This window comes from Stenotrophomonas sp. YJH_SMC_29 (assembly GCF_059371235.1).
Genome location: NZ_JCAFUK010000013.1, coordinates 33685 through 56450 on the forward strand (window position 1 = coordinate 33685; position 22766 = coordinate 56450).

Sequence of the window (22766 nt, forward strand, 5' to 3'; positions counted from 1 at the left end):
CGGCACTACCGGGCAACCGGGTCAGAGCCCTTTGCCAGGCAAAGGGCTCCGACCCCGCGCCGGTATCAGACTTCCAGGGAGGCGAGGTCGCCCTTCGACTCCAGCCAGCCCTTGCGGTCGGAGGCGCGCTTCTTGGCCAGCAGCATGTCCATCAGCGAGCGGGTCTGTTCGCCATCGTCCACGGTCAGCTGCACCAGGCGGCGCGTATCCGGGTGGATGGTCGACTCGCGCAGCTGGTTCGGGTTCATCTCGCCCAGGCCCTTGAAGCGGGTGACGTTGACCGCGCCCTTGATCTTCTCGCGCTCGATCTTGTCCAGCATCGAACGCTTTTCTTCTTCGTCCAGGGCGTAGAACACCTGCTTGCCCACATCGATGCGGAACAGCGGCGGCATCGCCACGAACACGTGGCCGGCATCGACCAGCGCCGGGAAGTGCTTCAGGAACAGCGCGGTCAGCAGGGTTGCGATGTGCAGGCCGTCGGAGTCCGCGTCGGCCAGGATCACCACCTTGCCGTAGCGCAGGCCGGTGATGTCGTCCTTGCCCGGGTCGCAGCCGATGGCCACGGCCAGGTTGTGCACTTCCTCCGAGGCCAGCACGCTGTTGGACGAGACTTCCCAGGTATTGAGGATCTTGCCGCGCAGCGGCAGGATCGCCTGGAAGTCCTTGTCGCGCGCCTGCTTGGCACTGCCACCTGCCGAGTCACCCTCGACCAGGAACAGCTCGGTGCGGGACAGGTCCTGGCTGATGCAGTCAGCCAGCTTGCCGGGCAGGGCCGGGCCCTGGGTGACCTTCTTGCGGACGACCAGCTTCTCGGTCTTCAGGCGTGCACTGGCGCGCTCGATGGCGATCTGCGCGATCTTCTCGCCCAGTTCCACGTTCTGGTTCAGCAGCAGGCTGAAGGCGTCGTGGGCGGCGCCCTCGACAAAGCCGGCCGCCTGGCGCGAGGACAGGCGTTCCTTGGTCTGGCCGCTGAACTGCGGGTCGGTCATCTTCAGCGACAGCACGAACGACACGCGGTCCCACACGTCCTCCGGGGCCAGCTTGACGCCGCGCGGCAGCAGGTTGCGGAAGTCGCAGAACTCGCGCAGCGCCTCGGTCAGGCCGGTACGCAGGCCGTTGACATGGGTGCCGTGCTGGGCGGTGGGGATCAGGTTGACGTAGCTTTCCTGCACCAGCTCGCCTTCCGGCAGCCACGCCACGGCCCAGTCCACCACCTCGGTGTCCTTCTTGAGGTTGCCGACAAACAGGTCGGCCGGCAGCGATTCGCGCTCGCCCAGTTCCAGCTTCAGGTAATCGCGCAGGCCGTCCTCGTAGTACCAGGTATCGACTTCACCGGTGGCTTCGTCGGTCAGCTTCACGGTCAGGCCCGGGCACAGCACGGCTTTGGCGCGCAGCAGGTGCTTCAGCGCGCGCACCGCGAACTTCGGCGTATCGAAGTACTTCGGGTCCGGCCAGAAGCGCACGCGGGTACCGGTGTTCTTCTTGCCGACGCTGCCGACCACTTCCAGCGGCGTGGCGCGGTCGCCGTTGCGGAAGGTGATGCGGTGCTCGGCGCCTTCGCGCTTGATGTGCACCTCCACCAGGGTCGACAGCGCGTTGACCACGCTGACGCCGACGCCGTGCAGGCCGCCGGAGAAGGTGTAGTTGTTGTTGCTGAACTTGCCGCCGGCATGCAGGCGGGTGAGGATCAGCTCGACGCCGGGGATCTTCTCTTCCGGATGGATGTCCACCGGCATGCCGCGGCCGTCATCGCTGACCTCCACGCTGCCGTCCTTGTACAGGGTGATCTCGATCGAGCGGGCGTGGCCGGCGAGGGCCTCGTCCACCGAGTTGTCGATCACTTCCTGCGCCAGGTGGTTCGGGCGCGCGGTGTCGGTGTACATGCCGGGACGGCGCTTGACCGGGTCAAGGCCGGACAGGACTTCAATATCGGCGGCGTTATAGCGGGCGTTCATCTATGTTCTAAAGCGCGGAGCGACGCGCAAGTGTGCGGTCTGGACGGCGATTTTGCACGCCTGCGGTTCAGCCTCGATGGCGGGGAGGGGGTAAAATGACAGCCGCTGGATTCTGAACGCCGGCGCCCGCACATCCCAGCCATACCGCGAGGAGGACTCCATGAAGAAGTTGCTGACCATTGCGATCCTGGCCGCTGCCGCCGTTGCAGTGCCGCTGGTGGTGGCGCAGAACGCCGGCCAGCCGGCCCCCCAGCAGGGTGACCAGGCCGACAAGGCGCAGGCCGAGGCCGACGCCAAGGCCAAGCGCCGTGCCCAGGCCAATGCCGAAATGAAGGCGCAGGGCCAGCCGGCCCCGCAGCAGGAAGAGGAAGAGGAAGCGCGCAAGAAGCGCTGATCCCGCAGCCTGCCAGACGCCCTTGCGACAAGGGCTGCGCTCCGGAACGCCCCGCCCAGCGGGGCGTTTCTTTTGAGGAACGTGGCGTCTGCCCCTTGGGTTGGCGGCCATCAATCTGTAAACTATGGCTTTCCGGGAGTAAGTGCGTGTCCACCCTTTGCGAATGGGCTGGCACGGCCAAGCGTGGCCGCCAGCAATGCGGGTCGCAGGTGACGGTCGATGTGGCCGGCACGGCCGCCCCGACCTCGCACGGTGGTCCCCGTCCGGCGCCTGCCGCGCGGATCCGCACCTCCCTCGCTGTTCCAGCGAACCGGAAAACCCCCTCTGAGCACCATGCCCGCCCTCCGGGTGCGCGTGGCGCTGCCGTTTTCCATTTCCAGACAGGATGCTTGCAGCCATGACTCCCTTGATTTTCGTAACCGGCGGCGTGGTGTCCTCGCTCGGCAAAGGCATTGCCGCCGCGTCGCTGGCCGCCATTCTCGAAGCCCGTGGCCTGAAGGTCACGATGATGAAGCTCGACCCGTACATCAACGTGGACCCGGGCACGATGAGTCCGTTCCAGCATGGCGAGGTCTATGTCACCGACGACGGTGCCGAGACCGACCTTGACCTGGGCCACTACGAGCGCTTCGTGCGTACCCGCCTGAGCCGCAAGAACTCGGTCACCACCGGTCGCATCTACGAGAACGTGATCCGCAAGGAGCGTCGTGGTGATTACCTCGGCGCGACCGTGCAGGTCATTCCGCACATCACCGACGAGATCCGCCGCTGCATCGACGAGGCCACCGAGGGCTACGACGTCGCGCTGGTCGAGATCGGCGGTACCGTCGGCGACATCGAGTCGCTGCCGTTCCTGGAAGCGATCCGCCAGGTGCGCACCGAGCGCGGGCCGGAGAAGGCGCTGTTCATGCACCTCACCCTGGTGCCGTACATCGGCGCCGCGGGAGAGCTGAAGACCAAGCCGACCCAGCATTCGGTGAAGGAACTGCGCTCGATCGGCATCCAGCCGGACGTGCTGCTGTGCCGCTCCGAACAGACCGTGCCGGACTCGGAGCGCCGCAAGATCGCCCAGTTCACCAACGTCTCCGAGCGCGCGGTGATCAGCGTGCCGGACGTCGACGTGCTGTACCGCATTCCGTCGGGCCTGCACGCGCAGGGCCTGGACGAGATCGTGGTCAACCAGCTGAAGCTGGCTGACAAGGCCGGTCCGGTCGATCTGTCGATGTGGGAGGACGCAGTCGATGCGACCCTGCATCCGCTGGATGAAGTGACCATCGCCGTGGTCGGCAAGTACGTCGATCACCAGGATGCCTACAAGTCGGTGGGCGAGGCGCTGAAGCACGGTGGCCTGCGCCAGCGCACCAAGGTCAACCTGAAGTGGCTGGAAGCGCAGGACCTGGAGGGCACCGACATGGCCGCACTGGCCGATGTCGACGGCATCCTGGTGCCGGGTGGCTTCGGTGACCGTGGTTTCGAAGGCAAGGTGCTGACCTCCAAGTTCGCCCGCGAGCAGCACGTGCCGTACTTCGGCATCTGCTACGGCATGCAGGCGGCCGTGGTCGACTACGCCCGCAACGTGGTTGGCCTGGAAGGCGCCAACAGCACCGAGAACGACCGCCAGTCGCCGAACCCGGTGATCGGCCTGATCACCGAATGGCGCACCGCCAGCGGCGATGTCGAAAAGCGTGACGACAAGAGCGATCTCGGCGGCACCATGCGCCTCGGCCTGCAGGAGCAGCGCCTGAAGCCGGGCACTTTGGCCCGCGAGCTGTACGGCAAGGACGTGGTCGCCGAGCGCCATCGCCACCGCTACGAGTTCAACAACCGCTACCGCACCCAGCTGGAAGATGCGGGGCTGGTGATCGCTGGCAAGTCGATGGATGACACGCTGGTGGAAGTGGTCGAATTGCCGCGCGATACCCATCCGTGGTTCCTGGCCTGCCAGGCGCACCCGGAATTCCTGTCCACGCCGCGTGACGGCCATCCGCTGTTCATCGGTTTCATCCGTGCCGCGCGCGAGCGCAAGGCGGGCGGCAAGCTGCTTTCCGAAGCGCGCGCCTGACTTGTGAATGGGGGCTTCGGCCCCCATCCTGCATGCTTAAACCCCCAGCGCACCGGCCTGTCCGGTGCCGCGGACAACAAGGAAACGCCATGAAACTGTGTGGATTCGAGGTCGGGCTGGACCAGCCCCTGTTCCTGATCGCCGGACCCTGCGTGATCGAGTCGATGCAGCTGCAGCTCGATACCGCCGGCAAGCTGAAGGAAATCACCGACAAGCTCGGCGTCAACTTCATCTTCAAGTCCAGCTTCGACAAGGCCAACCGCACTTCGGGCACCGCGTTCCGCGGCCCGGGCATGGAACAGGGCCTGAAGGTCCTGGGCGAGGTCAGGAAGCAGATCGGCGTGCCGGTGCTGACCGACGTCCACGAATACACCCCGATGGACGAAGTGGCCTCGGTGGTGGATGTGCTGCAGACCCCGGCGTTCCTGGTCCGCCAGACCGACTTCATCCGCAAGGTGTGCTCGGCCGGCAAGCCGGTCAACATCAAGAAGGGCCAGTTCCTGGCGCCGTGGGACATGAAGCCGGTCGTGGAGAAGGCCAAGGCCACCGGCAACGAGCAGATCATGGTCTGCGAGCGCGGTGCCAGCTTCGGCTACAACAACCTGGTCAGCGACATGCGCTCGCTGGCGGTGATGCGCGATACCGGTTGCCCGGTGGTGTTCGATGCCACCCATTCGGTGCAGCTGCCGGGCGGGCAGGGCACCAGTTCCGGTGGCCAGCGCGAGCACGTGCCGGTGCTGGCGCGCGCTGCAGTGGCAGTGGGCATCTCCGGCCTGTTCGCCGAGACCCATCCGGATCCGTCCAAGGCCCTGTCCGATGGCCCCAATGCGTGGCCGCTGGACCAGATGGAAGCACTGCTCGAGACCCTGATGGAGCTCGACGCGGTCACCAAGAAGCACGGCTTCTCGCGCTTTGCGTGAGCCGTGAACTGTGGCTGGCGCTGGAAAGCCAGCGTCAGCGCCGGCACTGGAGGCAGTGGCCATGGGGCCTGATCGCGCTGGGCCTGGCCGTGCTGTTCACCGCGGGCATGTTCGGGCTGGTGCTGATCGGCGCCGCGTCCGTGCGCCCGCCGGGTGATGGTGGCAGCGGCTTCAACCTGCGCGCCTGCTTCATCGCGCTGCTGATCGGGGAGTTGGTGGCGGCCGTGGGCTGCATCGCTGCCGCCGGACTGGCGTGGCGCCTGAACCGTGGCAAGGTGGCGGCCGGCCTGGCGATCATCCTGCTCTCGCTGTGGCTCGGCGCCCTGTTCTACGGGCTGCTCTGATGAATGAGACCCGGGCAAGGCGTGATCGGCCCGGGGTCTGATCGCGCTGGCGCTGGCGGCGCGTTGCTGGGCCAGTCTGGCCTGACGGCGCCCGCGCCATTTGGCAAGTGGCGGGCAGCCGGGGATAATCACGCGGCATTCGTTTTGTCGCCCCCTCTCCAGACAGGTAACCGGCCCGACCATGAGTACGATCCGCAGCATCCACGCCCGTGAAATCCTCGACAGCCGTGGCAACCCCACGCTGGAAGCCGAAGTCATCCTGGAGGACGGTTCGTTCGGTCGCGCCGCGGTTCCCTCCGGCGCCTCGACCGGCACCAAGGAAGCGGTCGAGCTGCGTGACGGCGACAAGACCCGTTACCTGGGCAAGGGCGTGCGCAAGGCCGTCGACAACGTCAACACCACGATTGCCGCCGCGCTGAAGGGCTTCGAAGCCACCGACCAGGCCGGCCTCGACCGTCGCCTGATCGATCTGGACGGCACCGAGAACAAAGGTCGGCTGGGCGCCAACGCACTGCTGGGTGTTTCGATGGCCGCCGCGCACGCTGCTGCCGCGTCGAACAAGCAGGCGCTGTGGCAGTACCTGGCGGCCAAGACCGGGGTGGCCCCGTCGCTGCCGGTGCCGATGATGAACATCATCAACGGCGGCGCGCATGCCGACAACAACGTCGACTTCCAGGAGTTCATGGTGCTGCCGGTCGGCTTCACCTCGTTCTCCGAAGCGCTGCGTGCCGGTACCGAAATCTTCCATTCGCTGAAGTCGGTGCTGAAGGGCCACGGCCTGAGCACGGCGGTGGGCGACGAGGGCGGTTTCGCGCCGGACTTCCGCAGCAACGTCGAAGCACTCGACACCATCCTCGAAGCGATCGGCAAGGCCGGCTACACCGCCGGTGAAGACGTGCTGCTGGGCCTGGACGTGGCCTCCAGCGAGTTCTTCGAGAACGGCAAGTACAACCTGGTCGGCGAGAACAAGCGCCTGACCTCCGAACAGTTCGTCGACTTCCTCGCCGACTGGGCCGCGCAGTACCCGATCATCACGATCGAAGATGGCCTGGCCGAGAATGACTGGGCCGGCTGGAAGCTGCTGACCGACCGCATCGGCAAGAAGGTGCAGCTGGTCGGTGACGACCTGTTCGTGACCAACCCGAAGATCTTCCAGGAAGGCATCGATTCGGGCACCGCCAACGCGATCCTGATCAAGGTCAACCAGATCGGCACGCTCAGCGAAACCCTGGAAGCGATCGCCATGGCCGACCGCGCCGGCTATGCCGCCGTGGTCTCGCACCGCTCGGGCGAAACCGAAGACACCACCATCGCCGACATCGCCGTGGCCACCACCGCCACCCAGATCAAGACCGGTTCGCTGTGCCGCAGCGATCGCGTGGCCAAGTACAACCAGCTGCTGCGCATCGAGGAAGCCCTCGGCGCCGGCGCGCGTTACGCCGGTCGTGACGCGTTCGTTTCGCTGAAGCGCTGAGCCGATGCGCGACTGGCGCTGGATGCTGCTGGTGCTGGCCCTGTTGCTGGGCTGGCTGCAGTACCGCTTCTGGTTCGGTCCGGGCAATTCGGGCGAAGTGATGATGCTCGAAGCCCAGGTCGCCAACCAGGAGCGGGACAATGAGGGCCTGCAGCAGCGCAACGACGCGCTGGCTGCCGAAGTGAAGGACCTCAAGGAAGGCCAGTCCGCCATCGAGGAGCGCGCGCGCAGCGAGCTGGGCATGATCAAGCCCGGCGAGAAGTTCTACCGCGTGGTCGAGGATGCGCCGGTAGCTCCGGTGCAGCCTGCTGCAGGGGCCAACGCGCCGGCGGGCGAACACCCGGCGGATGTGCCATGAGCGCGGCGATCTGGGTGGTGGTTCCGGCCGCAGGCCGCGGCACCCGCTTCGGCGCGCCGCTGCCCAAGCAGTACCTGCAGGCGGGCGGGCAGATCCTGCTTGCCCATACTCTGGACGCCCTGCTGGCGCACCCGGCCGTGGCCGGGGCGATGGTGGTGATCGGCCAGGACGATGCGGACTGGCCCGGCTGGAATGACTGGGCCGGCAAGCCGGTACGGACCTGCATCGGTGGCGCAACCCGTGCCGCCTCGGTGCTGGCCGGGCTGCAGGCGCTGCCGGATTCGGTGCGCGCCGATGAGTTCGTGCTGGTCCACGATGCGGCCCGGCCCAACCTGTCGCTGGCCGACCTTGGCCGCCTGCTTGAAGTCGGTCGTGCCGACCCGGTCGGGGCGATCCTGGCCGCACCGGTGCGCGACACGCTCAAGCGCGCCGGCGACGACGGTGGCATCGATGGCACCGAGCCGCGCGAGCGCCTGTGGCGTGCATTGACGCCGCAGCTGTTCCGCCGCCACCAGCTCAGCCGCGCGCTGTCCGAAGCCGCTGCCGCCGGTGTCGAAGTCACCGACGAGGCCATGGCCATGGAGCGCCAGGGCCAGCGCCCGCTGCTGGTGGAAGGCAGCGAGGACAACTTCAAGGTCACCACTCCGGCCGATCTCGACCGGTTCGAATTCGTACTTTCCCGCCGCGCCGGCTGACTGCCCGCGCGGCCCTGCTGCAAGGGTTGCATCCATGAGCACCGCACCGTTCCCGCCCGTCCGCATCGGCCAGGGCTACGACGTCCATGCCTTCGGTGAGGGCGATCACATCATGCTCGGCGGGGTGAACGTGCCGCACAGCTGCGGCGTGCTCGCGCATAGCGACGGCGACGTGATCCTGCATGCCCTGTGCGACGCGATGCTCGGTGCGCTGGCGCTGGGTGACATCGGCCAGCACTTCCCGCCGAGTGACGACCGCTGGAAGGGTGCCGACAGCAGTGACTTCGTGCGCCACTGCGACGGCCTGCTGCGCGAGCGGGGCTGGCGCGTCGGCAACACCGACATCACGGTGATCTGCGAGCGTCCGAAGGTCGGCCCGCATGCGCTGGCCATGCGCGAGCGCATCGGCGGCCTGCTGCAGCTGCCGCTGGATGCGGTCAGCGTCAAGGCCACCACGTCGGAGAAGCTCGGTTTCACCGGCCGTGGCGAAGGCATCGCCGCACAGGCGGTCGTGTTGCTGGTGGCGGCATGATCCCGCTGCCGTTGGCATTTGGTGCGCCGTTGCTGTCGGCTCGCATCCGCACCACGCCGGAGGATTTCCAGGTGGACGAGTTGCCGGCGTTCGAGGCTACCGGCGAAGGCGAACACCTGCTGCTGCACATCCGCAAGCGCGGTGCCAACACCGTGCATGTGGCCAAGCGGCTGGCCACGTGGGCGGGCCTGCCGGAGATGGCAGTGAGCTATGCCGGCATGAAGGATCGCAACGCGGTCACCACCCAGCGCTTCAGCGTGCACCTGCCCAAGCGCATCGCACCGGACCTGGCCGGTTTGGCCAGCGACGAGATCGAGGTGCTCGACGCGACCTGGCACAACCGCAAGCTGCAGCGCGGCGCACTGGCCGGCAACCGCTTCAGGCTGGTGCTGCGCGAAGTGCGGGGTGATGCCGCCGCAATCAGCGAACGCCTGCAGCAGATTGCCGAACGCGGCCTGCCGAACTGGTTCGGCGAACAGCGCTTCGGGCGCGATGGCGGCAACGTGCCAGCGGCACTGGCGATGTTCGGTGGTCGCCGCATGCGCAAGGACCAGCGTTCGCTGTTGCTGTCGGCTGCCCGTTCGGCGCTGTTCAACCGCGTGCTCGCCGCGCGCGTGGAACAGGGCAACTGGGATCAGCCGCTGCAGGGTGAAGTGTGGATGCTCGACGGTAGCCGCAGCGTGTTCGGTCCCGAGCCGTACACCGACGTGCTGGCCGAGCGCCTGGCGCGTTTCGACATCCATCCCAGCGCGCCGTTGTGGGGCGAAGGCGAGCTGCGCAGCGCCGATGCCGCACGCGCGCTGGAGCTGGCCGCGCTGGACGACGACGAATCGAAGGCGCTGCGGGCCGGCCTGGAAGAGGCGCGGTTGAAGCAGGAACGGCGCGCGCTGCGCCTGCGCCCGGCATTGCTGCAGCATCAGTGGCTGGCCAGTGATGTACTGGAACTCTCGTTCGCGCTGCCGCCGGGCTGCTACGCCACTGCCGTACTGCACGAACTCGGCCCCGTCGAAGACGCCTCGCAGGCCTGAGCAGGGCGCGCGGTAGAGTCGACTGTCAGTCGACTTGCGCGCGCAGCGCGGGGTATTCGCTTGCCGCTGGAAGAGCAGTCGACTGACAGTTGACTCTACCTGGACACACGGCGTCCCCTTTTTTCAGCGCCGTGCCAGCAGCACCAGTACCGCGCCGGTCCCGCCTTGGCCGGTCGGCGCCGAATGGAACGCCAGCACGTCATTGCGCAGCCGCAGCAGGCGGTCAACCAGGTTCTTCAGCACCGGCGCGCCGCCGTCGGACTGCAGTCCCTTCCCATGGATGATGCGCACGCAGCCATACTCATGGGCATGCGCTTCGAGCAGGAACTGGCGCAGCAGGGCTTCGGCCTGCGCGGCGGTGGCACCGTGCAGGTCCAGCTCGTCCTGCACCGAGTACTGGCCGCGCTTGAGGCGCTGGAACAGGCGCGGCGGCAGGTTGTCGCGGCGATAGCTGGCCACGTCGCCAGCTTCCAGCGGAGTACTGTCGCGCAGCAGCCGGGCGAACTCGCCGGCTGCCTCGGCCTCGTCACGTTCGGCCATCCGCGCGCGTGGTTTCGGCCGGGGCGCGGCAGGCGCCGGCTCGGCATCCTTGCGCAGCGGCGTCACTGCGCCGATGGCCGCACGGAACAGCGCGGCGGGATCTTCGTCTTCAGGGTGCGACATGCGCACAGGGTAAACCGCCGGCGCAGGTCTGCCTATGACGGTTCGATGTCGGTCGTGACCGCCGGCAGGGTAGGACCGGCGGCCCGCATGCGGCACAATAGACGATGCCCTTGCAGGGTCGACGGCTTCCGCAGGGGAGCGCGACGGTCCCGCCCACACTGCACGGTGACGGAATCGAATTCTTGGAAAATCAAGCGGTTAAATCGAAGATGCGAATCCTGGTCAGCAATGACGATGGCGTCGACGCCGCAGGCATCCGGATGCTTGCCTCGGTGCTGCGCGAGGCTGGACACGAAGTCACGGTGGTCGCGCCCGACCGCGACCGCTCCGGTGCCAGCAATTCGCTGACCCTGGACCTGCCGATCCGGCTCAAGCGCATCGACCATTACACCGTTTCGGTGGCAGGTACACCCACCGACTGCGTGCATCTGGCGTTGACCGGCCTGCTTGAGTTCGAGCCCGACATTGTCGTGTCCGGCATCAACAATGTCGCCAATCTCGGCGACGACGTGATCTATTCCGGCACCGTCTCGGCAGCGATGGAAGGTCGCTTCCTTGGACTGCCCGCCGTGGCGGTGTCGCTGGTCAGCCGCAACCACGATCCGAAGCACTACGAAACCGCGGCGCGCGCGGCGGTGGAGATCGTCACCCGGCTCAAGGCCGATCCGCTGCCGGCCGACACCATCCTCAATGTCAACGTGCCGGACCTGCCGTGGAGCGAGGTCAAGGGCTTCGAGGTCACCCGTCTCGGCAACCGGCACCGCGCCGAGGGCTGCATCGCGCAGAAGGATCCGCGCGGCAACGAGGTGTACTGGATCGGCCCGGCCGGCCGCGAGCAGGACTCCGGCCCCGGTACCGACTTCCACGCCGTGCGCACCGGCCATATCTCGATCACGCCGATCCAGGTGGACCTGACCCGCTACCAGGCCCTGGAAAAGGTGGCCAGCTGGGTCGGCGGCCTCAGCGCCGCGCTGGACCAGCCGGCATGAGTCCGCGCCTGCGACTGCAGCCGGAGGCCGTGGGTATCGGCATGACCTCGCAGCGCGTGCGTGACCGCCTGGTCGACCGCCTGCGCGAGGCCGGCATCGCCGACGAGTCCACCTTGAATGCGATCCGCGTGGTGCCGCGCCATCTGTTCATTGATGAAGCGCTGGCGTCGCGTGCCTATGAGGACACCGCGCTGCCGATCGGCCACGGGCAGACGATCTCGCAGCCCTGGGTGGTTGCGCGGATGACCGAGGCGGTCCTCCAGGTCGCGCCGAAGCGGGTGCTGGAAGTCGGCACCGGTTCCGGCTACCAGGCCGCCATCCTCGGCGCGCTGGGCCTGGAGGTCTACACCGTGGAACGGATCGGCGACCTGCTGCGCCAGGCGCGCAAGCGCTTCCGTGCGTTGGGCATGAACATCCGCACCAAGCATGACGACGGCCGCGCTGGCTGGGCCGAGCACGGTCCGTTCGATGCCATCGTGGTCACTGCCGCGGCGCCGGCGCTGGTCGACGAACTGGTCGGGCAGCTGGCCGAAGGCGGGCGTCTGGTCGCACCGGTCGGTGGCCCGGGCGGGCAGTCGCTGGTGCAGCTGGACCGCAGACCCGATGGCAGCATCGAACAACGCGTGCTGGCGCCGGTCACGTTCGTGCCGCTGCTGTCTGGCATGCTCGACTAATCCACGGAGCAGGGTTGCATGAAGATTTTCGGGCCGCTGTACGAGCGGGCGATGAAGTGGGCGGCGCACGAACGCGCGCCGACCTACCTGACGGTGTTGAGCTTCTTCGAAGCCATCATCTTCCCGGTGATGCCGGAGGTGATGCTGGCGCCGATGTGCGTGGCCCAGCCCAAGCGGGGCTGGTGGTTCGCCACCCTCAGCCTGGCGGGCTCTATGGTCGGCGCACTGGTCGGCTACGCGCTGGGGCATTACGCCTTCGAGGCGATCAAGCCACTGTTCGAAGCGCTGGGCATGTTGCCTGCGATCGAACAGGGCATTACCACCGTGCAGGCGAAGATGGCCGAATCGCCGTGGGCGGTGTTCACCTTCCTGGTGCTGGGCGGCTTCATGCCGATCCCGATGAAGGTCTTCACGTGGGCATCGGGTATCGTCGGCGTACCGATGCCGCAGTATCTGTTGAGCATGCTGATCGGTCGCGGCAAGCGCGTGTTCGTGCTGGCTGCGGTGATCCGTATCGGTGGTGCGCGTGCCGAAGCGGCATTGCGTCGCTGGATTGAACCGCTGGGCTGGATCGCCACCGCGCTGGTGGTGGTGCTGATCGCCTGGCTTGTATGGAGGTCGAAGTTCGCATGAGTCCTGATCGTCTGAGCAAGGGAGTGCGCATCGGCGCGCTGGCGTTGCTGGTTTCCACCCTGGCCGCCTGCGGCACCGCCACCGTGGTCCGCCCGGGCGGCGGCAGTGCCGGTGGTGCGGTGACCACGCCGAAGACCTCGGTGCCCAAGCCCGGGCAGACCGTGGTGGTGCGCAAAGGCGACACCATCTATGCGCTGGCCCGCATCCATGACATCACGCCGGCCGACCTGATCGCGTGGAACAGCCTGGACAATCCTTCGACCATCTACCCGGGCCAGGTGATCCGCCTGTATCCGCCGGGTGCGGGCGGTGGTCGTGCGCCGACCACGGTGGTCACTGCGCCGCGCCCGGGTGGCAGCAGCGCTGGCAGTACTGCGCCGACCCCGGCACCGGCCGGTCCGGTGAAGAGCAATATCGCCTGGCGCTGGCCGGCCGATGGCGCCATCGTCGGCCGCTACGTTGCCGGCGATGCGACCAAGCAGGGCGTGGACATCGCCGGTACCAGCGGCCAGCCGGTCAAGGCCGCCGCCAACGGTGTGGTGGTGTACTCCGGCGCCGGCCTGGTCGGCTACGGTGAGCTGATCATCATCAAGCACAGCGACCAGTGGCTGTCGGCCTATGGCCACAACCGCAAGCGCCTGGTGAACGAAGGGCAGAGCGTGAAGGCAGGCGAGCAGATCGCCGAGATGGGCCGCACCGGTGCGAACCGCGACATGGTCCACTTCGAGATCCGCTACAACGGCAAGCCGGTCGACCCGCAGCAGTACCTCCCGGCGCGTTGATTGCGGGTTCGCCATCTGGGCGGATCCCCGGCCCGGCGCAGCGCGCCGGGCGTTCACTGACGGCACGGCCCATGGGCCGCAAGCGCCGTCAGCTCACCCGCTACAACGGCAAGCCGGTCGACCCGCAGCAATACCTGCCGGCGCGTTGATCGCAGGTTCGCCATCTGGGCGGATCCCCGGCCCGGCGCAGCGCGCCGGGCGTTCACCGACGGCACGGCCCATGGGCCGCAAGCGCCGTCAGCTCACCCGCTACAACGGCAAGCCGGTCGACCCGCAGCAATACCTCCCGGCGCGTTGATCGCGGGTTCGCCATCTGGGCGGATCCCCGGCCCGGCGCAGCGCGCCGGGCGTTCACCGACGGCACGGCCCATGGGCCGCAAGCGCCGTCAGCTCACCCGCTTGAACGGCAAGCCGGTCGACCCGCAGCAATACCTCCCGGCGCGTTGATCGCCGGATGCGCAAGCGCCGAGCCGCGCCCGGCGTCCTCGCCTGGTGGCGTCGGGCCGGGCGAGGCGCGCGTTTGAGAGACGTATCTCAACCTTCCCGACGGGCGCGGAACGCGGCATGCTGCTGCGCACCCAGCCAACCCGGTGCCGTATGAGCCGCTTCGCCGTCTTCCTGCCGCTGCTCATCGTCGCGCCGCTGGCCGCCGCCAGCACCGATCCGCGCGAGGTGGTTACCCGCCTGTACGCTGTCGTCCAGGCGCCGGCGTCGGACGACGCGGCCATTGCGCCGCTGCTGGGCGATGCCCTGCGCTCAGCGGTCGAGGCGCAGCGCGCTTACGAGCGGGCATGTACCACACTGGCTGCGCCTGACGAGAAGCCGCACATGCTCGACCAGAGTCCCTACCTGATGGCGCCGGATCGACCGCAGACGGTGAGCGTGGGAATGCCCGGATCCACCGGCAACGCCACGTGGGTCCCGGTCGATCTGGCGGTGGGTGACTATCGCTGGACCGACCGGATCCTGCTGCAGCGGCAGGGCCAGGACTGGCAGGTCATGGAAATCCGCTGGGGGCAGGGCGGCAACCTGATCGGTCGGCTGCAGGCGTTCTCCGCGTTCCGCTGCACGCCTTCGCGCAGCTAGCGCCGGGCGGCACCCGGCGCCTCGAATTCAGCCTTCCAGGATGAAGGCGGCGGCGACCTTGCGGCCTTCGCCGGCCAGGATGTTGAAGGTGCGCGCGGCGGCCGGATTGTTCATCACCTCCAGGCCGATGCCACGCGACAGGCAGGCGGCCATCGCCACCGCAGGCGGGAACACCTGACGGTCACCCGTGCCCAGCACGATCAGCGCCGGGTTCAGCGCCAGGATCGGCTCCAGGTCCGCCAGCTGCAGCGCGGCGGCACTTGCCACCGGCCAGTGCGTGACCAGTTGGTCCGGGGTGAGGAAGAAACTGCCGCCCAGCACCTGGTCATTCACCTTGGCCGAGCGGCCATCGGCGGCGCGCAGGCTGTAGGCGTAATCCGGCGGTTCGTGGTTCAGCTGCATGACGGTGGGACGATCAGCCGCGCGGCAGCACGATCTGACGCTGTTCCTTGCTCGGGCGGTACAGCACCGCGACGTGGCCGATGCGCTGCACCAGTGCACTCCCGGTAGCTTCGACGATCTCGCCGATCATCGCGTCACGGGCGTCGCGATCCTCTGCGGCGACCTTCACCTTGACCAGTTCGTGGCGCTCCAGCACTTCGTTCAGCTCCGCGATGAAGGCCGGGGTCACACCCTTGCCGCCGGTCTGCAGCAGGGCCTTCAGGTCGTGGGCTTGGCCGCGCAGGAAACGGGTCTGGGAGGCGGTCAGGGCGATGGACATGCAGGAAAACACGGTTGAATGGGGCGATCAGGGTATCATGAGGACCCCATCAGCCCCTATTTTCAATGGCTACCCGCAGCAAAAGCAGCCAGCGCTGGCTCAAGGAACACTTCTCCGACCCCTTCGTGAAGAAGGCGCAGGCCGAGGGCATGCGCTCGCGCGCCGCCTACAAGCTCGAGGAGCTGCTCGAACGTGACCGCCTGCTGAAGCCGCACATGGTGGTGGTCGACCTTGGCGCGGCCCCCGGTGGCTGGTCTCAGCAGGTTCGGAGACAGATCGGCGACACCGGTCGCGTGCTGGCACTGGACATCCTGGACATGCCGCCGCTGGCCGGCGTGGAGTTCCTTCATGGTGACTTCAGGGAAGAAGCCGTCCTATCACAGTTTGAAGCCATGCTCGGGGACCAGCCGGTAGACCTTGTGCTGTCGGACATGGCCCCCAATAAGAGTGGTGTGGGCGCGGTCGACCAGCCGCGGATGATGCACCTGGCGGAGCTGGCCCTGGATTTTGCCGACAACCACCTCAAGACCGGTGGGGCATTCCTGATCAAGCTGTTCCAGGGTGAGGGCTTTGACGACTACGTGCGCGACATGCGCCGCCGGTACGACAAGGTCTCCATCCGCAAGCCGGAAGCCTCGCGCAAGCGCTCCCCCGAGGTGTATGCCTTGGGTCAGGGAAAACGCGCCCACATGAAGTAAGCTCGCACTGTACGCAAGTTCGACCCCCACGCAACGCCAGCACTGAGAGGAACACCGGAGCCAATGAGGATGAACGACTTGACCAAGAACCTCCTGCTATGGGTGGTCGTCGCCGTCGTGCTGATGGTGGTCTTCCAGAGCTTCTCGCCCAAGACCTCGGGGGCGGGCGCGCAGGGTGCGTCCTACTCGCAGTTCCTGGACCAGGTGGACAGTGGCAACGTGCAGAAGGTCGCCTTCGGCGGCGACATGCGTGGCGGCACCAGCCAGCTGACCTACACCACCCGTGGTGGGCAGTCGTCCACCATCACCGCGCCGTTCGATCGGGACCTGATCAACGTGCTGCGTACCAAGAACGTGGAAATCGTGCAGGAGGAGCCGTCCAGCGGCATTTCCCTCGGCGCGATCCTGATGAATTTCCTGCCGGTCATCCTGATCATCGGCTTCTGGTTGTTCATCATGCGCCAGATGCAGGGCGGCGGTGGCGGTGCCAAGGGCGCGATGTCCTTCGGCAAGTCGCGCGCCAAGCTGCAGGGCGAGGACCAGATCAAGGTCACCTTCGCCGACGTCGCCGGCTGCGACGAGGCCAAGGAAGAAGTGGGCGAGCTGGTCGACTTCCTGCGCGACCCGTCGAAGTTCACCAAGCTGGGCGGCAAGATTCCGCGCGGCGTGCTGATGGTCGGGCCGCCGGGTACCGGCAAGACGCTGCTGGCCAAGGCCATTGCCGGCGAAGCCAAGGTGCCGTTCTTCTCGATCTCCGGTTCGGACTTCGTGGAAATGTTCGTCGGCGTCGGCGCCAGCCGCGTGCGCGACATGTTCGAGCAGGCCAAGAAGCATGCCCCGTGCATCATCTTCATCGACGAAATCGACGCCGTCGGTCGCCATCGTGGCGCCGGCCTGGGCGGTGGCCATGACGAGCGCGAGCAGACCCTGAACCAGCTGCTGGTCGAAATGGACGGTTTCGAGGGCGGTGAAGGCGTGATCGTGATTGCCGCGACCAACCGTCCGGACGTGCTGGACCCGGCGCTGCTGCGCCCGGGCCGTTTCGACCGCCAGGTCGTGGTCGGCCTGCCGGACGTGAAGGGCCGCGAGCACATCCTGAAGGTCCACATGCGCAAGCTGCCGCTGGCCGACGACGTCGAGCCGATGGTGATCGCGCGGGGTACTCCGGGCTTCTCCGGCGCCGACCTGGCCAACCTCTGCAACGAGGCGGCCCTGTTCGCCGCGCGCGGCAACGAGAAGGAAGTCCGCATGGACCACTTCGACCGTGCCCGCGACAAGATCCTGATGGGTGCCGAGCGCCGCTCGATGGCCATGAGCGAGGACGAGAAGACCCTGACCGCGTACCACGAAGCGGGTCACGCCATCGTCGGCCGCCTGGTGCCCGAGCACGATCCGGTCTACAAGGTCACCATCATTCCGCGCGGCCGTGCGCTGGGCGTGACGATGTACCTGCCGGAAGGCGACAAGTACTCGATGAACCGCGTGGCGATCCAGTCGCAGCTGTGCTCCCTGTACGGCGGCCGTGTCGCCGAAGAGCTGATCTTCGGCGAGGACAAGGTCACCACCGGTGCCTCCAACGACATCGAGCGCGCCACCAAGATGGCCCGCAACATGGTCACCAAGTGGGGCCTGTCGGAGCAGCTCGGCCCGATCGCCTATGGCGAAGAGGATGACGAGGTGTTCCTGGGCCGTTCGGTCACCCAGCACAAGAGCGTGTCCAACGACACGGCGCGCCGGATCGACGAGGAAGTGCGCAACATCCTCGACAAGGCCTATGCCCGCACCACCCAGCTGCTGACCGAGAACATCGACAAGCTGCATGCGATGTCGCAGCTGCTGCTGCAGTACGAGACCATCGACGCGCCGCAGATCGACGCCATCATGGAAGGCCGCGATCCGCCGCCGCCGGCGGGCTGGAGCAAGTCGAACAAGGACGGTGGCAACGACAAGGGCGGCGACGCCCGCCCGCTGCCGCCGATCGCAGGCCCGGCCGAATCGCATTGACGGCCCGTTGCACGTAACACCAGACGAGGCCGGGGCAACCCGGCCTTGTCGTTTCCGGGCCTTCGGCCCGTCCCGAACCGAACTGATGCTGGAGCCTGCATGTCCGCCCCGAAGCCCGAACCGATTTCCCACACCGCCGAAATGATCATCGCCACCGTGGTCGGCGTGGGCGTAGGGCTGGGCGCCGACAACCTGCTGCTGGGCTGCGTGGTGGGCATCGCCGTCGGCGTCGTGCTGAGCATCGCCAGGACCCTGTACGTGGATCGCAGGCGCCGGCGGCGTTGACGGCGCCGCGGCAGGGCGCGTTCCCGTCAGCACCGTAGCGCGGTGGGCGGTGATTCCCGCCGCGTGCGCATGATCTCCGCTGCGCAGCACGACCGCCCCCTGCACGGGTTGGGCCTTGCACGACAGCCCGTTCGCGCGGCACGATGCGCGGCCACGGCCGCCATAGGGGGAGGCCGGGATTACAGGGGAACACCATGAAACTGCTGCTTCCGCTGGCCCTCGCAGGGCTGGCAACCATCGCCGTACCCGCCGCTGCCGCAGACATCCGCACCGCACAGCCGGTTCCTTTCGCGGACTCGGCGATCATCGCCGACGCCATCAGGAACGAGTGCAGCATCGGCACCACGCTGGCGCAGTCGCTGTCCACCCATGCCACCCGTCACGGCAATACCGTCGTGCCCGGCCCGGTGGGTGCCGAGAGCGGCAACGGACGTTCACTGAAGCTTGAGCTGGTTGAAGCGCAGAGCGCAGGCAACGCCTTCGTCGGCCACTTCAAGTCCGCCGCCGTGCGTGGCGTGCTGTTCGAGGATGGCCACCAGGTCGCGACGGTGACCGCACGCCGCGTGTCCCGCGGCGGGGCGTTCGGCGGTTTCAAGGGGTCCTGTGCCGTGCTCGATCGCACCGTCAGCGCCATTGGCGAAGACCTTGCGGGCTGGTTGGCGGCGCCGACGGACAACGCGCGCCTCGGCGATTTCTGAGGGCGCTGTCGTTACCTCGGATGTCCGTGCCCGCTTCGGTGGCGCGGACATCCCCACCGTGTGTCATTGCCCGGACGGGCGTGCCGCAGCGCCTGCGGCCAAGCGGCGATGCGGGGCGGGAACAACGGCGCGCATGCGAGGGTCCGGGCCGCGGCTTAAACTACGCCTCGTTGCCCCAGCAGGATTGCCCATGTTCGATATTTCGCCCCAGCTCGATTGCGCCGGCCGCATCCTGCGCCTGGACCGTGCCCGGGTCATGGGCATCGTCAACGTCACCCCCGATTCGTTCTCCGATGGTGGCGCGCACGACACCACCGAGGCTGCGGTCGCGCATGGACTGAAGCTGGTCGAGGAGGGTGCGGACCTGCTTGATATCGGCGGCGAATCCACCCGCCCGGGCGCCGCGCCGGTCTCGATCGAGGAAGAGCTGCGTCGGGTGATTCCGGTGATCGAGCAGTTGGCTGCGCGCACGCGGGTGCCGATCAGCATCGACACCTTCAAGCCGGAGGTGATGCGCGCGGCCGTGGCCGCTGGCGCCGGCATGATCAACGACATCTTCGCCCTGCGCCAGGACGGCGCGCTGGAGGCGGCCGCCGAAGCCGGTGTGCCGGTGGTGCTGATGCACATGCAAGGCGAGCCTGGCCACATGCAGGCCGATCCGCACTACCACGACGTGGTCGCCGAGGTGCACGGTTTCCTGGTGCAGCGCCTGTTCGCCGCGGAAATGGCTGGCATCGCGAAGAACAACCTGCTGATCGACCTCGGTTTCGGCTTCGGCAAGACCACCGCCCACAACATGACCCTGCTGGCGCGCTCGGAGCGCTTCCTGGAACTGGGCGTGCCGGTGCTGGCCGGCCTGTCGCGCAAACGCAGCCTGGGCGAACTCACTGGTCGCGACATGCCCTCCGAGCGGGTGGCGGCGTCGGTGGCCGCGCACCTGATCGCGGTCCAGCGCGGCGCGCGCATCGTGCGCGTGCATGACGTGGCGGCCACCGTCGACGCGCTGAAGATCTGGCAGGCGGTCGAGGCCGTGCCGACGCCGCGTGCCGATGCCGCGCCGACGATCCGCTGGCCGGACGAAGACTGATGGCCATCGACCGGCGTCCGTTGGCGATCGCCGTCATGGGCCCCACCGCCAGCGGCAAGACCGCCACGGCGATCGCCCTGGCGCAGCAGCTGGATGGCGAGATCGTGAGCGTCGATTCGGCGCTGGTGTACCGCCACCTGGACATCGGCTCGGCCAAGCCCGGTGCGGCCGAGCGCGCGCAGGCGCCGCACCATCTGCTGGACGTGCGCGACCCCTGGCAGGCGTATTCGGCGGCCGAATTCGCCGCCGATGCCGGCCGGGCCGTGGCCGACATCGTGGCGCGCGGCAAGCTGCCGATCCTGGCCGGTGGCACCGGGCTGTACTTCCGTGCACTGCTGCAGGGCCTGTCACCGATGCCGGAGGCCGATCCGGGGGTGCGAGCGGCGCTGGCCGCCGAAGCCGCCGAGCGCGGCTGGGCGGCACTGCATGCAGAGCTGGCCAGGGTCGATCCCGCCGCGGCCGCGCGCATCCATGCCACCGACCCGCAACGCATCCAGCGCGCGCTGGAGGTCTTTCGCCTGACCGGCGTCCCCATCACTGAATGGCAGCGCCGGCCTGGCGTGGCGCCGCTGCCGGTGCGCACCCTCAAGCTGATCCTGGCCCCGCGTGACCGCGCGGTGCTGCACCAGCGCATCGAGGCGCGCTTCGACGCCATGCTGGCGCAGGGCTTTCTCGACGAGGTGCGGGCGTTGCGCGCGATGCCGGAAATGGCTGCAGTGGAGGCGCCGCTGGACCTGCCGGCCGTGCGCGCGGTCGGCTATCGCCAGGCGTGGGAGTACCTGGACGGGGAGGGCGATGCCGCCCGTTTCCGTGACAAAGCGATCTTCGCCACCCGCCAGCTGGCCAAGCGCCAGCTGACCTGGCTGCGCGGGGAGCTTGATGCACGCTGGTTCGACCCCCATATCGAACACGAGCGCCTGGCTGGCGCGGTGTCGACCTTCGTCGCACGCTGAACCGACGCCAGCCGTGTAACATCGTCGGTCGGCGGGCGGCTCGGGGGCCGTGGCAACCGTCGGCAACCCAATAAGAACAATAATCAGGAGTGTGCAATGTCCAAGGGGCAATCGCTGCAGGATCCTTTCTTGAACGCACTGCGGCGCGAACGCGTGCCGGTTTCGGTGTACCTGGTGAACGGCATCAAGCTGCAGGGCACGATCGAGTCGTTCGACCAGTTCGTGGTCCTGCTGCGCAACACGGTCAGTCAGATGGTCTACAAGCACGCCATTTCCACGGTGGTCCCGGCACGCAATGTGAAGGTCGGCCCGGGTGGTGGTTACGTGCAGTCCGGTGAAGGTGGTCAGGCAGGTGATGAAGCAGACGAGTAATACCGGAGCGGTGAATGTTTGACCGCTCGAAAAAGGGCGAGCACGCCCTGTTGATCCAGCCCCATTTCGGCAAGCTGGAAGACGATGTGCTGGAAGAATTCGGTGATCTGGCCCGCTCCGCTGGGGCCAGCATCGCCGCGACGATCACTGCGCGCCTGGACCGTCCGAATCCGTCAACCCTGATCGGCAGCGGCAAGCTGGACGAGATCAAGGCCGCGGCCGATGCCAGCGGTGCCGACCTGATCCTGGTCAACCACGCGTTGAGCCCGGGCCAGGAGCGCAACCTTGAGCGCTTCCTCGAGCGCCGGGTGATCGACCGTACCGGCCTGATCCTGGACATTTTCGCCCAGCGTGCGCACAGCCACGAAGGCAAGCTGCAGGTCGAGTTGGCGCAGCTGCGCCACCTGGCCACGCGGCTGGTGCGCGGCTGGACGCACCTGGAGCGCCAGCGCGGCGGTTCGATCGGCCTGCGCGGCCCGGGTGAAACCCAGCTGGAAACCGACCGCCGCCTGCTGCAGAAGCGGGTCGAGCAGCTGCAGAAGCGCCTGGAAAAGGTCGAAGTGCAGCGTACCCAGATGCGCCGTGCGCGTGTGCGCAGCGAGCTGCCGCGCGTGGCCCTGGTGGGCTACACCAACGCCGGCAAGTCGACCCTGTTCAACGCCATGACCGGCGCCGAGGCCTATGCGGCCGACCAGCTGTTCGCCACGCTGGATCCGACCGTGCGCCGCATCGCGGTGCCGGGCGGCAACGTAGTGCTGGCCGATACCGTCGGCTTCGTCCGCGACCTGCCGCATGATCTGGTCGCCGCGTTCCGCTCGACGCTGTCCGAGGCACGCGAGGCCGATTTCCTGCTGCACGTGGTCGACGCCGCCGATCCGCACCGCGAGGAGCGCATCGCCCAGGTGGACGAGGTGCTGACCGCGGTCGGTGCCGGCGATCTGCCGCAGCTGCTGGTGTTCAACAAGATCGACCGCATCGAGGGCGCCGATGTCCGCCACGATGGCCAGGACGGAATTCCGGACGAGTCGCGCCGTGAACGGGTGTGGATCTCCGCGCGTGACGGGCAGGGCCTGGAGCTGCTGCAGGCGGTGCTGGGCAAGCGGCTGGGCCTGCAGCATGTCACCGGCGAACTACGCCTGCCGCCGGATGCCGGCCGCCTGCGTGCGCGCCTGCATCAGCTGGAAGTGATCCGCAGCGAGCAGGCCGACGAGGACGGCTGGCTGCTGCAGGTTGACCTGCCGGTCGCCGAAGCCGAAAAGCTGGCCGCCAGTGCCGATGGCGGCCCGATCCGGGCGCTGCTGCCGGAAAAACTGCCGGAGTGGTGAGGTAGCGGCCGATGCCGGGGAGTGCCGGCCGCTG

At 67.7% G+C, this 22766-nt stretch carries 26 protein-coding genes; 22 read left to right on the forward strand and 4 right to left on the reverse strand.

Features of this window, described 5'->3' with window-relative positions; translation table 11 throughout:
• Nucleotides 1–65: 65 nt before the first annotated feature.
• Nucleotides 66–1955 (reverse strand): DNA topoisomerase IV subunit B, encoded by a 1890-nt coding sequence (parE, locus tag AC5P9I_RS14590; RefSeq protein ID WP_049464702.1) that lies wholly within the window; start codon nucleotides 1953–1955, stop codon nucleotides 66–68.
• A gap of 160 nt (nucleotides 1956–2115) precedes the next feature.
• Between parE and AC5P9I_RS14595 the strand changes: the two genes are divergently transcribed.
• From AC5P9I_RS14595 to truD, 9 genes are all read left to right on the forward strand, one after another.
• Nucleotides 2116–2349, forward strand: coding sequence for a hypothetical protein (locus AC5P9I_RS14595; protein WP_005416022.1), 234 nt, complete (start codon nucleotides 2116–2118; stop codon nucleotides 2347–2349).
• 397 nt (nucleotides 2350–2746) lie between these two features.
• On the forward strand, nucleotides 2747–4411 hold the full coding sequence (gene pyrG, locus AC5P9I_RS14600; protein ID WP_053506902.1) for a CTP synthase: 1665 nt from the start codon (nucleotides 2747–2749) through the stop codon (nucleotides 4409–4411).
• An 89-nt stretch (nucleotides 4412–4500) separates the two neighbouring features.
• Entirely contained in the window at nucleotides 4501–5331 is an 831-nt protein-coding gene (gene kdsA, locus AC5P9I_RS14605) for a 3-deoxy-8-phosphooctulonate synthase (protein ID WP_049464698.1), read from the forward strand.
• Complete coding sequence (locus AC5P9I_RS14610) at nucleotides 5328–5675, forward strand: hypothetical protein (protein WP_049464696.1); 348 nt, start codon at nucleotides 5328–5330, stop codon at nucleotides 5673–5675. Before kdsA ends, AC5P9I_RS14610 begins: the two co-directional genes overlap by 4 nt.
• A 181-nt stretch (nucleotides 5676–5856) precedes the next feature.
• A complete protein-coding gene (gene eno, locus AC5P9I_RS14615; protein ID WP_049464694.1) occupies nucleotides 5857–7149 on the forward strand; it encodes a phosphopyruvate hydratase in 1293 nt (430 codons plus the stop codon).
• A 4-nt stretch (nucleotides 7150–7153) separates the two neighbouring features.
• Nucleotides 7154–7507 carry a cell division protein FtsB gene (gene ftsB / locus AC5P9I_RS14620; RefSeq protein WP_049464692.1) on the forward strand — a complete coding sequence of 118 codons (354 nt, stop codon included), beginning with the start codon at nucleotides 7154–7156 and terminating at the stop codon, nucleotides 7505–7507.
• Nucleotides 7504–8202, forward strand: a complete 699-nt coding sequence (ispD, locus tag AC5P9I_RS14625) for a 2-C-methyl-D-erythritol 4-phosphate cytidylyltransferase (protein ID WP_049464689.1) — start codon at nucleotides 7504–7506, stop codon at nucleotides 8200–8202. The genes ftsB and ispD overlap by 4 nt, the downstream gene beginning before the upstream one ends.
• 34 nt (nucleotides 8203–8236) lie before the next feature.
• On the forward strand, nucleotides 8237–8734 hold the full coding sequence (ispF, locus tag AC5P9I_RS14630; RefSeq protein WP_049464687.1) for a 2-C-methyl-D-erythritol 2,4-cyclodiphosphate synthase: 498 nt from the start codon (nucleotides 8237–8239) through the stop codon (nucleotides 8732–8734).
• Nucleotides 8731–9762, forward strand: coding sequence for a tRNA pseudouridine(13) synthase TruD (gene truD / locus AC5P9I_RS14635; protein ID WP_049464685.1), 1032 nt, complete (start codon nucleotides 8731–8733; stop codon nucleotides 9760–9762). The genes ispF and truD overlap by 4 nt, the downstream gene beginning before the upstream one ends.
• A gap of 123 nt (nucleotides 9763–9885) precedes the next feature.
• On the opposite strand, the gene AC5P9I_RS14640 is transcribed toward truD, so the two are convergent.
• Nucleotides 9886–10425, reverse strand: a complete 540-nt coding sequence (locus tag AC5P9I_RS14640; protein ID WP_049464684.1) for a Smr/MutS family protein — start codon at nucleotides 10423–10425, stop codon at nucleotides 9886–9888.
• A gap of 209 nt (nucleotides 10426–10634) precedes the next feature.
• Here AC5P9I_RS14640 and surE point away from each other — a divergent pair, with 209 nt between their 5' ends.
• From surE to AC5P9I_RS14665, 5 genes are all read left to right on the forward strand, one after another.
• The gene (surE, locus tag AC5P9I_RS14645) at nucleotides 10635–11414 is read left to right on the forward strand and encodes a 5'/3'-nucleotidase SurE (protein WP_049464682.1); all 780 of its coding nucleotides are present in this window, start codon (nucleotides 10635–10637) and stop codon (nucleotides 11412–11414) included.
• Nucleotides 11411–12088 (forward strand): protein-L-isoaspartate(D-aspartate) O-methyltransferase, encoded by a 678-nt coding sequence (locus AC5P9I_RS14650; RefSeq protein ID WP_049464681.1) that lies wholly within the window; start codon nucleotides 11411–11413, stop codon nucleotides 12086–12088. Before surE ends, AC5P9I_RS14650 begins: the two co-directional genes overlap by 4 nt.
• Nucleotides 12089–12106: 18 nt before the next feature.
• Nucleotides 12107–12721 carry a YqaA family protein gene (locus AC5P9I_RS14655; RefSeq protein ID WP_014036746.1) on the forward strand — a complete coding sequence of 205 codons (615 nt, stop codon included), beginning with the start codon at nucleotides 12107–12109 and terminating at the stop codon, nucleotides 12719–12721.
• Entirely contained in the window at nucleotides 12718–13503 is a 786-nt protein-coding gene (locus AC5P9I_RS14660) for a peptidoglycan DD-metalloendopeptidase family protein (RefSeq protein ID WP_049464679.1), read from the forward strand. Before AC5P9I_RS14655 ends, AC5P9I_RS14660 begins: the two co-directional genes overlap by 4 nt.
• A gap of 597 nt (nucleotides 13504–14100) precedes the next feature.
• Nucleotides 14101–14589, forward strand: a complete 489-nt coding sequence (locus AC5P9I_RS14665) for a hypothetical protein (RefSeq protein ID WP_130768200.1) — start codon at nucleotides 14101–14103, stop codon at nucleotides 14587–14589.
• 27 nt (nucleotides 14590–14616) lie between these two features.
• On the opposite strand, the gene AC5P9I_RS14670 is transcribed toward AC5P9I_RS14665, so the two are convergent.
• Complete coding sequence (locus tag AC5P9I_RS14670) at nucleotides 14617–14991, reverse strand: Mth938-like domain-containing protein (RefSeq protein WP_187756681.1); 375 nt, start codon at nucleotides 14989–14991, stop codon at nucleotides 14617–14619.
• A 13-nt stretch (nucleotides 14992–15004) separates the two neighbouring features.
• A complete protein-coding gene (gene yhbY, locus AC5P9I_RS14675; protein ID WP_049469012.1) occupies nucleotides 15005–15310 on the reverse strand; it encodes a ribosome assembly RNA-binding protein YhbY in 306 nt (101 codons plus the stop codon).
• Nucleotides 15311–15375: 65 nt separating this feature from the next.
• Here yhbY and rlmE point away from each other — a divergent pair, with 65 nt between their 5' ends.
• The 8 genes from rlmE to hflX all read left to right on the forward strand — a co-directional run bounded on the left by rlmE (nucleotide 15376) and on the right by hflX (nucleotide 22732).
• Nucleotides 15376–16008 carry a 23S rRNA (uridine(2552)-2'-O)-methyltransferase RlmE gene (gene rlmE, locus AC5P9I_RS14680; protein WP_005409014.1) on the forward strand — a complete coding sequence of 211 codons (633 nt, stop codon included), beginning with the start codon at nucleotides 15376–15378 and terminating at the stop codon, nucleotides 16006–16008.
• A 69-nt stretch (nucleotides 16009–16077) separates the two neighbouring features.
• The gene (gene ftsH, locus AC5P9I_RS14685) at nucleotides 16078–18012 is read left to right on the forward strand and encodes an ATP-dependent zinc metalloprotease FtsH (protein WP_049469014.1); all 1935 of its coding nucleotides are present in this window, start codon (nucleotides 16078–16080) and stop codon (nucleotides 18010–18012) included.
• 99 nt (nucleotides 18013–18111) lie between these two features.
• On the forward strand, nucleotides 18112–18297 hold the full coding sequence (locus tag AC5P9I_RS14690; RefSeq protein ID WP_049469015.1) for a hypothetical protein: 186 nt from the start codon (nucleotides 18112–18114) through the stop codon (nucleotides 18295–18297).
• 194 nt (nucleotides 18298–18491) lie between these two features.
• Entirely contained in the window at nucleotides 18492–18995 is a 504-nt protein-coding gene (locus AC5P9I_RS14695; RefSeq protein WP_053091676.1) for a hypothetical protein, read from the forward strand.
• Nucleotides 18996–19185: 190 nt separating this feature from the next.
• Nucleotides 19186–20082, forward strand: a complete 897-nt coding sequence (gene folP / locus AC5P9I_RS14700) for a dihydropteroate synthase (RefSeq protein WP_049469017.1) — start codon at nucleotides 19186–19188, stop codon at nucleotides 20080–20082.
• Nucleotides 20082–21035: a tRNA (adenosine(37)-N6)-dimethylallyltransferase MiaA gene (gene miaA, locus AC5P9I_RS14705; protein WP_235645269.1), complete on the forward strand. Its 954-nt coding sequence runs from the start codon at nucleotides 20082–20084 to the stop codon at nucleotides 21033–21035. Before folP ends, miaA begins: the two co-directional genes overlap by 1 nt.
• A gap of 96 nt (nucleotides 21036–21131) precedes the next feature.
• Nucleotides 21132–21407, forward strand: a complete 276-nt coding sequence (hfq, locus tag AC5P9I_RS14710; protein WP_004152891.1) for an RNA chaperone Hfq — start codon at nucleotides 21132–21134, stop codon at nucleotides 21405–21407.
• Nucleotides 21408–21421: 14 nt separating this feature from the next.
• The gene (hflX, locus tag AC5P9I_RS14715; protein ID WP_049469021.1) at nucleotides 21422–22732 is read left to right on the forward strand and encodes a ribosome rescue GTPase HflX; all 1311 of its coding nucleotides are present in this window, start codon (nucleotides 21422–21424) and stop codon (nucleotides 22730–22732) included.
• Nucleotides 22733–22766: the final 34 nt, after the last annotated feature.